10 protein-coding genes are annotated in these 12,327 nt (G+C 58.7%); 6 read left to right on the forward strand and 4 right to left on the reverse strand.

The genetic code is table 11. The annotated features are described in order from the left end of the window. Positions 1-224 precede the first annotated feature (224 nt). Complete coding sequence (locus ACSQ83_RS33920; protein WP_436231119.1) at positions 225-2,372, reverse strand: DUF6600 domain-containing protein; 2,148 nt, start codon at positions 2,370-2,372, stop codon at positions 225-227. 263 nt (positions 2,373-2,635) lie between these two features. After that, positions 2,636-4,381: a DUF3857 domain-containing transglutaminase family protein gene (locus ACSQ83_RS33925; RefSeq protein ID WP_436231120.1), complete on the reverse strand. Its 1,746-nt coding sequence runs from the start codon at positions 4,379-4,381 to the stop codon at positions 2,636-2,638. Positions 4,382-4,739: 358 nt separating this feature from the next. Between ACSQ83_RS33925 and ACSQ83_RS33930 the strand changes: the two genes are divergently transcribed. From ACSQ83_RS33930 to ACSQ83_RS33940, 3 genes are all read left to right on the forward strand, one after another. After that, positions 4,740-5,879 (forward strand): alpha/beta fold hydrolase, encoded by a 1,140-nt coding sequence (locus tag ACSQ83_RS33930; protein WP_436231121.1) that lies wholly within the window; start codon positions 4,740-4,742, stop codon positions 5,877-5,879. Between the two features lie 146 nt (positions 5,880-6,025). Beyond that, complete coding sequence (locus ACSQ83_RS33935) at positions 6,026-6,610, forward strand: MAPEG family protein (RefSeq protein WP_436231122.1); 585 nt, start codon at positions 6,026-6,028, stop codon at positions 6,608-6,610. Between the two features lie 185 nt (positions 6,611-6,795). After that, positions 6,796-7,188, forward strand: coding sequence for a VOC family protein (locus ACSQ83_RS33940; RefSeq protein WP_414949873.1), 393 nt, complete (start codon positions 6,796-6,798; stop codon positions 7,186-7,188). Between the two features lie 35 nt (positions 7,189-7,223). Here ACSQ83_RS33940 and ACSQ83_RS33945 read toward each other — a convergent pair whose 3' ends face one another. Both ACSQ83_RS33945 and ACSQ83_RS33950 read right to left on the reverse strand, forming a co-directional pair. Beyond that, complete coding sequence (locus ACSQ83_RS33945; protein WP_436231123.1) at positions 7,224-7,664, reverse strand: TIGR02594 family protein; 441 nt, start codon at positions 7,662-7,664, stop codon at positions 7,224-7,226. A gap of 78 nt (positions 7,665-7,742) precedes the next feature. After that, positions 7,743-9,197 (reverse strand): MFS transporter, encoded by a 1,455-nt coding sequence (locus ACSQ83_RS33950; RefSeq protein ID WP_436231125.1) that lies wholly within the window; start codon positions 9,195-9,197, stop codon positions 7,743-7,745. A 364-nt stretch (positions 9,198-9,561) separates the two neighbouring features. Here ACSQ83_RS33950 and ACSQ83_RS33955 point away from each other — a divergent pair, with 364 nt between their 5' ends. The 3 genes from ACSQ83_RS33955 (at position 9,562) to ACSQ83_RS33965 (ending at position 12,193) form a co-directional block, all read left to right on the forward strand. Next, positions 9,562-10,089: a 2,4'-dihydroxyacetophenone dioxygenase family protein gene (locus ACSQ83_RS33955; RefSeq protein WP_414949871.1), complete on the forward strand. Its 528-nt coding sequence runs from the start codon at positions 9,562-9,564 to the stop codon at positions 10,087-10,089. A 68-nt stretch (positions 10,090-10,157) separates the two neighbouring features. Next, entirely contained in the window at positions 10,158-11,468 is a 1,311-nt protein-coding gene (locus tag ACSQ83_RS33960; protein ID WP_414949869.1) for an MFS transporter, read from the forward strand. Continuing rightward, positions 11,465-12,193: an SDR family NAD(P)-dependent oxidoreductase gene (locus ACSQ83_RS33965; RefSeq protein ID WP_414949867.1), complete on the forward strand. Its 729-nt coding sequence runs from the start codon at positions 11,465-11,467 to the stop codon at positions 12,191-12,193. The genes ACSQ83_RS33960 and ACSQ83_RS33965 overlap by 4 nt, the downstream gene beginning before the upstream one ends. Positions 12,194-12,327: the final 134 nt, after the last annotated feature.

Genomic DNA, 12,327 nt, shown 5'->3' on the forward strand with positions numbered 1-12,327 from the left:
TATTTGCGTGGCAGGATTATCGCAGCGCTTGATGACGCGACAAAAAGCGCTTGGGCGCTAAGGGCCGAAAATATACGTTCGCGACTGGGGTTATTTGAATGCTGTCGCCGGCTCCATGCCAGTCAATAAGCACTAAGCGGCTAGACATACGCAATAAGACCGGCAGCCGGTCATGCTCGCGAGACGAACAAAACCGGCTGCCAGGTCATCATCGAATCACGCGCTCACTTCGGTTGCTCGTCGTGATGCTCGCCACCCCTGGCTGCTGGCGGATGCTGTTCCGGATGCGCATGCGGGGGTTCCTCCCGATGCGCTTCCTGCTGAACAGGCGGACGAACTGGCTGCTGCCTTTCCACATGGGGAACCGGCGCTGCCGGCGGCTCGACCGGACGCGCATGCTGCGCTTCATGCTCTTCTGCACGAGGCGCGGCTTGCGGCACCGCATGCAGTTGCTGAGCCTCTGGCGCATGCATGGCTTGCTCTTGCTGAGGCTCCTGCCGTGGCTGCTGCCGTGGCGCTTGCGGCGCGTTCTGAACCGGACGCTCGGCATGAACTGCTGCGGGCTCGCGGTTTTCTCCGGGCGGACGGGGCGCTCCATTTTCAGCGGCTAAAGGCGCACGCTGCTGCATGGGTTCCGCGGGACGCGCGGCCTGTTGCGGCCGCACTTCTTCGCGCGGCGCATTCGGTGCAACGTTCCTTTCAGGCGAGCCCTGTTCTCCGGCAGGACGTGCCGGCTCCCGGTTCACCAGGCGATAACCTTGCGGCGATGGCATCGCCGACGCACCCCGGTTCAACGGATGCACAAACGCTGCGGGTACTGTCGTCCGCACAATCGGCTCACCTGCGCCGGCTACGCGCCCACCGCTGCTCGCGAAGTGTTGTGCGAGCGTGTCCCTGTACGCTGCCGGCACAACTGGCGCGCGCGTAGCAACGACTTGTCGCTGCGCGGCCATCGCGGGAGCCCCGGCAGAAGCGGGCCGCAAGCCGCCCGTGAAGCTGCCGCGTACCGGTGCGATACCAGGCGTGCCCGCCCCGACCTGCGCGGCGCCAATTTGTTGCGCCGTCAACCTGCGCGATGCCTGCGCTACTTGCTGGCCATGCACGAACGTATCCGCCGGCACAGCGGTAATAGCGCCGGGAACACGCTGGTTGATGTACGTGTTGTGAATGTTCGTGATGTTGTTGACGATGGTCGTGCTGTGCACATTCGTGATGTTCACGTTGTTGACCCGGTTGTAATAGCTCGGGCTATAACCCGAACCCGGATGCCACGGTTCGTGCGGACCCAACGCAAACCACGCAACCCCTGCACCTACAGCGCCGCCAACGGCCAAGTCGACGCCCCAGTGCGAACCACCGCCTCCGCCGCCCACGAACGCCACCAGCGCCGGCGCATACACTGGCTGCGCCACGACCACGGGTCCCGGCACCCACGCCCAGGCATTACCCAGATACGCCCATCGACCATAGTGGAAAGGGGCGAAGCCCCAAGGGGCATCGTCTATCCAGGTCCAGCCCCAAGGCGCAATCCACGTCCAATGACCTTGGTGATAAGGCGCCCATTGCGCGGTGACCGCAACGGTCGGCACCCAGACTTCACCGTAGTTCGGGTCACTGCGCCATGTGCCGTTCGCATCCAGGTCTTCGTAACCCGGAATCTCTCGCGATACATATCGTGCGGAGGCCGAAGCATCTTCCGCGCGATCGCGGCTTGCCACCCATTGGTCGAAGGTATCGGGAGCGGGTGCTGGACCGCCAGCCTGTTGCTGGAGATTCACTCCGGTGAACGTGATCTGCTGGCCTGCAGTCATCTGCAGTGCGCCGCCGTCGCCATAGAGGTTGGCGGTACCGCTTCGCAACGTCACCGTGGTCGAGTTACCGTCAGGCGCAACATCTACCCGGAATTCGCCGGGACTCGCTGCCTGCATCGCGACGTTCGGTGTATCTATTTCGACGGTCTGCCCTGAGGGCAACGCCCTCAGCCGCGTGGAGAGTGTTCCTCGCGTGACCTTCAACTGCAGGTTCTTGTCGTCTATATCGACAATACTCAAGGCCGTCTGTTGACCCAGCCGCAGCGCAGTGGAACCAACATGCAGTTCGCCTCGGGCACCCCTGTCTGCCCACAATTGATCGCCGGTAGTGAGAGGACGGTTCAGTTCGGCATAAGACCAGTCTGTTGCTCCGGCGGGTTCCATGGTCACGCTGCCGTCGAAGAAGTTAAGTCGGGCGACGCGGCCTGGGGGATCAATGGCAGAGGCGGCCGACGCGGTCGGTGACGGGACGGATTGAGCCCGGCCTGGCATAGGGACCACGGCTAACAATGCCATGGCAGAGAGTACGGCTGCATGGGTTCGGCGCAAGCTTGCCTTCATGGGTGCAACCTCCGAAAGATTTCAGTTTGTCAGGTCAGCTTCGACCTAAGACACGCACTGTCTAACGCAGGTTTGCCACCCGTGGATGACACACTTCACATTACATACACTCCGTTGCAAACGATGACGTGACATTTAGAAAAAACGCATGGCGAACTTAGAAAGGCGTCAAGACTAGCGCCGAGACTATTAACTGCGAATAAGCCGGAACACGGATCTTCTCTCTAACGGCGCCACGCGATACAAGCGGCGCGCGTTAGCGTTTATTTGTAAAGCACCTGGCGCTTCAGGTCCTTGGAAATAGCCCCCGCAATGCCGGCCCACTCCGCCAGCTTGGCGCCGCTGCATACATTGCTTGTAAGCCTGCGTTCGAGCAGCCGGTCAATCTCCACCGTATTGTCGCGCTGCCGGTAACTCGAGTGATAAGAAATCTCGCCGCTATCCATGGATATGCCCGACGGAATCGCCAGGATTTTCGCGTTGCCGGGGATCTCGACAACATAATGCTCTCTCAACCTTGTCCCTCCGCAGATGCCGTCCAACGGACTATTCATGCGCCGGAGCACGAGCTCGGAAAAACTCTGGATGGAGTCAAACGTCGGCATGCGCGGCACTGAAAATGCCGCCGGTCCGGGCATGATCGCGAGCTGATCGAGTTTGCCGCTCAGTGACAGCGTGAACGGCGTTTCAAGCTCGCCCGGATCGGTCGGGGTCGCATGGAGCGAGCCCGTCAATCCGCTGCGGCTCAGCATCTCGTATTCGATACGGCTGCGCGACAGGCGCGAGAAAGTGCGGCGAGGACCAATGCTCGCCTGCCCGCTTAATTCAGCATGGGCGGTGACGTTGGCATCGCCGTCATTGTTGATGTTCAATGCGTAGTCAACCGAAGAACTGCTGTTCGCGTCGTTCTGCGGCGGCGTGTGCAGAATTGCGCCGGTGGTGGTGTCGAGTACGGGCTTGTCGCTCGCCTCGAACGTCAGCGTTCCGAACGGCGCGAAACCAGCGGTTGTATCGGCAAACACCTTGAACTCGGGCAGCCACGTAATGGCGTGATTGAACGCCATCCAGTCGGGTGCATTCGGCAAACGATACCCATCGCCTAGATTAACCAGCACGCTGTGGCTCTCAATGTGCTTCGCCTTTAGCAGCGCAGCGAACAGAGTGGCGTGATCCTTGCAATCGCCATAACGGCCGCTCAGGATAATGTCGGCGCTGCGGGGAACGACACCACCGGCGCCAATATATACGCCGACATATCGGACATTGCGGCTGACCCAGTCATACAGGCGCGATGCTTGTTCACGCCGGTCGTTCACGCCTTTCGTGAGGCTGTCGGCGAGTGCCTGAACCGCTGCTGACGGCTCATCCTGTTCGCCTGAACGCACGTGATACGCCTGCGCGATTTCCGCATAGTCGCGGAAATTCGTGGCGACGAAGTATGGGCCGACATCGGTCCAGGTCAGCGTGTTGGCTTGCTGCGGGACAGGACCGCTGCTCGCAGTGTGGTATCGATATACACGCACATGCCGGCCACCTTGCACCGTGTCTTGCTGCGCTTGCATGCCGGGTGCATCAATATTGACGGGCATGTCGGCGGGTGTATCGAGCGTTACGCTGGCATCACGGAAATCGCTGGTCAGCGGATACACCGCGAGGTCCGTGAATTTCCCGGGGAATAGCGTGTTGATGTCCGTGATGCTGTAGCTCAGCAACACAGTGTCTCCCTTGGTGAGCGCCGGGAACGCAACAATGCGCAGATGCTCCTCGCTGAATTGAGGTGCGCTGACAGTGACAGGCGCCGCCCGGTCGAAGACCGCGCTTTGCAAATCGGCAACAACGTGCGTTCCATCTGCGTGGATTGTTTCGGCGTCGTCGATCTTGACCGACTGAAGCTCAGCGTTGTAGCCAAGAGCGTATTGCGAGAAGGCTTGTAGAGCGGCCTCGTTCGACAGGTTGATCTTGAGTGTTCTATGCGTGGTCCTGCGACCTGCCTCGTCAACGGTCACCACCCGTTGATCCTGAGCAATTTCAACATCCGCAGCGCGGCATTCCGTAAGCCAAGGCGAAAGCAATATTAGCGAGAGGAAGAACGGCGCTAGCCACTTCGATTTCAATCTGGCGTTACGGCAATGTTTTATTGTCATCGGATCGATATTTTTTAATGAATGTTATTTGTCGCCGTGATGGTTTGATGAAAGCTGCTTGCCAGGATAATCCTGCAAGATCGAAGCCCGCTTCCCTTTCAACACTTTCATCTGCATACGCGATTGCCCAATCTACTATCTGCATGCAGCGGACTTAGTATGCATCGGCTCAATCTATGATGTGCGAGCTTTGCCCAATTTTGCTTAACTCTCAGGGAAATGCATGAGACAGGCGCTTCTATTTGCTCTTCTATTTACCTTTCTAAGAAGCGTCTTATTCGGCCTGATGATCCCTCAGAACGTCAGTGCTCAAGTCATCAGCGCGACGGCACAACATGGATCAATCAACCTGGCCGGCTACGATCTAGACCGCAAGACGGGCCCCGCCAAGCCGGTCCGGGCTACGCCGAACCAGCAGTTCGACATTCAAACCACATCCGGCAACGGCACCTTCCCCGTGTATTCAACCATGCCGCTCGATGCCACGGCAGCGGGTATGGAGCGTGTTGTCATCGTCGTGCATGGGGAAAGCCGTAACGCGAAATCAAACTGGTTTTCCACCGTTGAAGCGGCGAGGATGGCTGAGGTAACGGGAACAACCCTGATTGTCGGCCCTCAGTTCCTGATCCCGCAAGACATCGCTGCCCACGGGCTTCCGCCTTCCGTGTTGCGCTGGAAGTTGCACGACTGGTCGCGCGGCTGGCCCGCGTTATCGCCCGTGCCGGTCAGCGGATTCGAGGTGCTTGATCGTCTACTCGACCACTTTGCGGACCGGACACGGTACCCGGACTTGCGTACCGTTGTACTTGTTGGCCACTCGGCGGGCGCACAACTCGTGCAACGCTACGCCGCCGTTGGCCACGGCGAGCAAGCGTTGACCGCACTAGGAATTCATATCCGTTATGTGGTGGCGGAGCCCAGTAGCTTTCTCTATTTCGACGACCTCCGGCCGTCTGCCGCAGGGGGCTTCAAAGCGGTCGATCCAGCAAGTTGCCCTGGTGCCACGCTATGGCGTTATGGCCTGGATAACGCACCGTCTTACGTACGCGGGCGATCAGCACAAGCCGTCGAGGCGGCGTACGCAGCACGCGACGTTGTCTACCTGGCAGGAACCGCGGACAACGATCCGGATCACAGTGAACTGGACCGGTCGTGCGCAGGTGAGTTGCAAGGATCCGACCGCCTTAGCCGCAGTCTTTCTTATATGCAATACATGCGCATGCGGCACCCAACGGATTTGCATCAAAGTCTTGTGCTGGTGCCGGGTGCGGATCACGACTCAAGACACGTTCTGGCAGCTAGCTGCAGCTTGCCAGTGCTCTTTTCCGACAGCCACGAATTCCCGTGTGCGTCCAGTCCGTGACGGGAATCGGTAGGGCGATGAAGGCTTGGCGTGGAAACGCTAGCACCGTGCGGGCTTCGGCGCCGCTCAAGCGCGGGTTACGCCGCGTTGACGCGCATTCAAAAGTCCTTAAGCTAACTTCAACGCCAAGCCGCGGGAAGGCAACCATGAAGAACGCGCTTGAACCTGCAGATGCCGGCAATATCCGCCGGCACCAATCGGCCCTGATCATGGAAATCGCCTTCGCGTTCCCTGCCGCCATCGCTTTGTGGCTTGGCATTGACTATTTCATGCCACCGCTTAACGGCATGGAGGAGCCGTTTGCCCGATTCGTGGTCGCTCTCAAATGCTGCTGCATGGCGGTCCTTTTCTGCTTCCTGACGGGCATTGAAGCGGTCGCACATGAACGCTTGCGCTCACCGGCTATCGATCCATTGTCGGGCCATGAAACACGGCGCTTGACGATCAACTTGCGCTATCTCCAGACCACGCTTGAACAACTGGTCCTGTTTGTCCCCGGACTCTTCGCGCTGGCGATCTACTGCAGCAGTGGACGCTCAATGTGCGCGGTTGTCGCCACCACCGTGGTCTGGATCGCTACACGTTTCGCTTTCTGGATTGGATACCACTACGGGTCTCAGCATCGCGCAACGGGAGCTCCTGGCATGATGCAGAGATGTTGGTCCTCCTGTATGGTTGCGCGAGAGTTGGCTACGAGATTGCCGGCTTTGCAGGCGCTATTGCGCCGGTAATCGTCTTTGGCTGCGTGGAAACCGTTCTTGTGCGTACGACCAGACCGGTTAATGCTTGAGCAAGTGCGGCAGTCACCAAGGTAAAGCCACGCGGCAAGAACTCGCGCCAAGGCTTGCCATAAGACAGAGCAAGCGGGATCATGATTGCCAATTCGCCCTCATCCACCGTTAGAAGGAACGGCCAGATGTTTTCACATGTTCACGTAGGCGTCACCGACTTTCCTCGTGCTTTCCATTTCTACTCGCCGATCATGGAAGCGCTAGGGCTGCCATTAAAATTCCGCGACGATGACAAGCCTTGGGCCGGCTGGGTCGCGGCCAATGCGCCACGTCCGTTGTTCCTGATTGGACCGCCAATCGATGGAAACACGGCCAATCCCGGCAACGGGCAGATGATCGCCCTGCTTGCACACGGCCGTGAGACTGTCGATCGCTGCCACGCCATCGCACTGGCAAACGGAGGCGTGTGCGAAGGGCCGCCGGGCTTGCGAGCGCACTATCACCCGCATTACTACGGTGCCTATTTTCGTGACCCGGACGGAAACAAGATCTGCGTGTGCTGTCATGATCCGGCTTAAGCGGGATCATGATTCGTCGCTGCTTGCAAGCACGATCAAAGAGGCTCAGGCCACCGATAACCCAGCACCGACGCTAACGGATAATCAAGCTCGCGTACTTCTTCAAGCTGATTACCGCCGAAGAGATAAATGGTTTCGGCGTCGTGGCGCAGATAAAAACCGACGTGCCCTTTCCAGCTAGCGGGATCGTCACGGGACAAGATAACGACGCAGCCGTACGTGGGGGTGTCGAGTACTTCGCCCCACTCAAGCCAGGAACGCGCTAGCGCGGATCCCGTACCGCGCTCTCCCGTCTTAGCAAGGCACCAGTTCAGGAACGACGAGCACCACGAGATCTTGTCGTCGTAGCCCGCCAGATTAGTGTGCGCGTTGTATTCAACAATCCGCGGATTGCTCTCTCCTGGCCCGAAGCGCCGGACTCCACGCTCAGCGAACGCAAGGGACAACCATGCGGGCTCATCTATTTCACTAGTCATACCTACAATCATTCTCCGCTGTATGCCGAACTCCAGGAACGACTCCAATGCGTTCTTCATTAACGGCCCATTCGCGTTCTAACCGCTCCTCTGCGACACATTCTGTCGCATCGATCCGCCGCCCACGCTTTGCCCCGCGTCACGGGCGACCTTGAAGTAGCCCCATACCGAGAGTAGCGTCAGCACGCCGGCGAACAGAAACGCTAGCCGGAAGTCGTCGAGCGTGAAATGCATGTCTCCCGCACCGGTCGTCTCGCCGTTAAGCATCGCCGCGGCCCGCAAGGCGACGGCGCCATAGGCAATGCCCAGTCCAATGGTCATTTGTGCAGCCGCGCTCCATAGCGTGCTCGCGGCACTCATTTGCGGGGCACCCACATCGGCGTAAGCAAGGGTCGCCAACAACGAAAACTGCATGGAACGCGCCACGCCATAAACGAATACCACGATCAGGACGAACGCAAGCGGCGACAAAGGCGTGAGCAGGCCGCATATGATCGTAAAGATGCCTGCTGTCGCCACGGCGACAATGGACACATACCTGAAGCCGAAACGCCGCAGAATCCGCGTGGTCAGCGCTTTCATTCCGAGGTTGCCAAGCGCGCTGGCAAGCAGCAACAGGCCCGACTTGAAAGCGGACAGACCAAAGCCGATCTGGAATAGCAACGGCATCAGATACGGCACGGCGCCAATGCCGATACGCGTGAACGAACCGGTCAGGACAGTTACCGAATAAGTAGGAATCTTCAGCGTCGAAAAATCGATCAACGGATGCGGATGACGCGCCGCATAACGCACCGCGGCAAAGCCAAACAGCAGACCGGCCAGCACTATGCCGCCGGCCATCCATGGATTACTGTCAGGCTGGCTAGCGAGTTCGGCGCCGTAAAGAATGGCGGTCAGGGCTGCGCCGCTAAGCACCAGTCCCACAACATCCAGAGGCTTGCGCTCGGCGCCGCGCAGGTTCGGGACAAGCAAGGCGACAGCTATCAGCGCGCAGATTCCGAATGGCACGTTCAAGAGGAAAATCCAGCGCCATGACGCATATGTGGTGATGAAACCGCCAATGGGGGGGCCGACGACCGGTGCCGCAATAGCAGGCCAGGTGATGGTAGAAATAGCCTGCATAAGCCGGCTTTTCTCTGTACTGCGGACCACGATCAGCCGACCTACCGGGACCATCATCGCGCCGCCCGCGCCCTGTAGTAAACGCGCTGCCGTGAACTCCGTGACCGAGTTCGATAAGCCGCATAACACCGACGCGATCACAAACACGACGATCGCGCTAAAGAACACCGTGCGTGAACCTACGCGATCAGCCACCCAGCCGCTTACCGGAATAAAAATGGCCAGCGCGAGCATGTAGGCGGTCATTCCGATACTTAGCGCATTAGGGCCGACACCGAATGAGCGGGCCATCTGCGGTAACGCGGTCGCGATGACAGTGGTATCCAGATACTCCATGAAAAACGTTCCCGCGACTATATAAGGCAGCCAGCGAGCGGCAGAGGAAGTTGGCAACGAACTGTTGCTCATCGAGAATCCCGGGTTGAGCGGCGACGCCGCCTTGAGCGACGCGCGAAAAGTTGAGATTGACGCTAGTGCAGCGCCGATAGATCCAGCGATCATGTATGGCCCCAAGCAAGACCAGCGGCCAATTACGTGTTAACCCGCTTGGCATTATCGCGTAACCCTTAGCACCTTGTCATGGACATGCGCCTTAGTCGACTAGCCGGCTAGAGCCAATTTGACGCTCACATAATCGAAAGCCCGCAGCGCTCCTTTGCAAATTCATGCCGCACTGCACGATTGGCGCGCCTTGACAGAGAGGGTCAGCTTGAAGAATTATGTGTCCATACATTGAATAGTTTATCCACAATATGGACAAAGGAGCCAGGTCATGGCAGAGGCTAAATCTGCGGCAGACGCAATGACGCCGTATCAGCTTCCATTCCCTAAGGAAGCGGCTAAGGAAATCGTGGTTGAATCGGCGATCCCCAAGGACGAACGTCTTTGGGTTCCTCAAGCCGAGAACGTCTGGTTCCGCCCCCTATGCCTGAATGTTTCGACTGGGTACTGGATGAATCTGCTGCGTGTGCGCAAATCCGGCGTGCTAAGCCGGCACCGGCATCCGCAAGCGGTACACGGCATGGTGCTCAAGGGCCGCTGGCGTTATCTGGAACACGACTGGGAAGCCACTGAAGGCAGCTATGTTTTCGAGCCGCCGGGAGAAACCCACACGCTCTACGTGCCTGAAGACGTGGAAGAAATGATCACCTACTTCCAGGTCAATGGCGTGATGTTCTATTGCGATCCTTATGGCAACTACACCGGATACGAAGACGTCTTCACCAAGGTCGACATGTGCCGCAAGCACTTTTCTTCGGTAGGGCTGGGAGAAGATTTCGTCGACCAGTTCATCCGTTAAAACGGAGTTGGGCCTTCCCTTGCAAGTACCTTCCACGCAGACTCTCAACGAGCACCGGAGGAGACACCATGTTGCAGAAATCACCGCGCCTCAAGCGCATCCAGGTGGTCGCAATCACGTTCCTGACACTGGCCGGGATTGTTAATTATCTCGACCGGAGCACGCTTTCCATAGCGAATCATTCGGTCAGCCAGGAACTTGGGTTGTCGGCATCGCAGATGGGCTTGCTGCTGTCCGCCTTCTCATTCGCCTATGCATTTTCCCAGTTGCCCATCGGCATCTTGCTTGACCGCTTTGGTGCACGCGTGATGCTCGGCCTGGGCATGTTCCTGTGGTCGGCCGCGCAGTTGTGCGGTGGTCTTGTGACGAGCCTGTCGCAGTTTTTGGTCGCACGCGTCGCGCTGGGTCTTGGCGAGGCGCCGAATTTTCCCGCCGGTGCAAAGGTGGTGAGCGAATGGTTCGGCGTGCATGAGCGCGGTCGCCCAACAGGCATCTTCATTACGTCATCGACCATTGGACCCGCTATAGCACCGCCCGTCCTCACAGTGCTCCTGCTGACCTTTGGCTGGCGCACGATGTTCGTCGTCATGGGCGTGCTTGGCATTGCGGTGTCGATTGGCTGGTATCTCGTCTACCGGGATCGCCGTAACATCTCCCTCGATTCTCAGGAGGTCGCATTCCTGACAGAAGGAGAACCGGAGCAGCGCGCCGAACGCCGCATGACCATGCGTGAATGGCGTGGGTTGTTCAGCAAATCGACTACGTGGGGCATGATCTTCGGCAACATGGGCGTGATCTACATGGTGTGGCTCTATCTCACCTGGCTGCCTGCGTACCTGGAGCACGAACGCCACGTGACCATTGCGCATACGGGCTGGCTCGTGTCGGTCCCCTATCTCTTCGGCACGCTTGGGATGCTGTCCAGCGGATTCGTAGCCGATGGCCTGATGGCGCGCGGCATGGCGCCCATGCGAAGCCGTAAATGGCCGATCTGCGTCGGCTTGCTGGGCGCTGCGCTCTTCACTGTACCGGCGGCGTTTACCCCGAACCTGACGCTTGCCATGATCTATCTTTCTGCTGCCATGTATTTTGTGAACATGGCGAGCGGCGCGTGCTGGGCGCTAGCGACCGTCGCCGCGCCTCGTCACATGGTGGCCTCGCTGGGCAGCATTCAAAACTTCGGCGGCTATTTCGGCGGTTCATTTGCGCCGTTCATTACCGGTATCGTCGTGGATAAGACGCACTCCTTCATCAACGCGTTCCTGATCAGCGCGGGTGTCGCATTCGCCGCCGCGCTGGTTTATGTATTTGTAGTACGAAATAAGATTGAGGACAGCGAGACCATCGTTACAACCGTTCCCTTATCCGACCTTCCATGACTTTTCAGACTGATCTCTTCAAAGGCAAAACCGCCGTTGTGACTGGCGGCACGCAGGGCATTGGCGCGGGCATTGCTCAATGTTTCGCCGCGCTTGGCGCGCGTGTTCTTGCTGCGGGCATTGGGGCGACCGATGCTCAACGTGAGGCGTTAGGCTCTGCAATAGAAGTTGTCGAACTTGATGTTAGCGACGACGGGAGCGTAGCATCGCTCATGGCACGAGCCGACTCCATCGATATGCTAGTGAATTGCGCGGGCATGATCCGGCGCGGCGATGAACTGGCTATTGACGTATTCGAGCGCGTGGTCGCCGTCAATCTTGGCGGGACCATGCGTGTCTGTGCCGCGGCGCGCGAACGCCTGAAGGCTAGTGCTGGATCTATTGTTAACACGGCGTCGATGCTGAGTTTTTTCGGCGGCGGTCTTGTTCCCGCTTACAGCGCAAGCAAGGGTGGCGTAGTGCAGTTGACCAAGTCGCTGGCGATTGCTTATGCAGCCGATAACATTCGCGTGAATGCAGTCGCGCCGGGATGGATTGCTACGCCGTTGACGCAGGCTCTGCAGGATAGCGATGATCGTTCGCAAGCGATTCTTGATCGCACGCCAATGAAACGATGGGGTCAGCCTGGTGATGTAGCCCAAGTGGTGGCGTTCCTTTGCTCGCCAGCAGCGGCTTTTATGACGGGGGCTGTTGTTCCGGTTGATGGGGGGTATTTGGTGGTTTAGCGGTTTGGTTCGTAGTTGGGGTTTGGGCGGGGTTGGGGCGGGGTTGGGCGGGCGGGGTTGTTAGGGTCTTGCGTTAGCGGTCTGGGTTGTTGCCGGGTTGCTGCTTTTTAGGCCTTCGCGGGTTTAGTGCTAGC

Origin of the sequence: Caballeronia sp. LjRoot29, assembly GCF_964252755.1 — a bacterium.
In the GTDB taxonomy this organism is placed as follows: domain Bacteria; phylum Pseudomonadota; class Gammaproteobacteria; order Burkholderiales; family Burkholderiaceae; genus Caballeronia.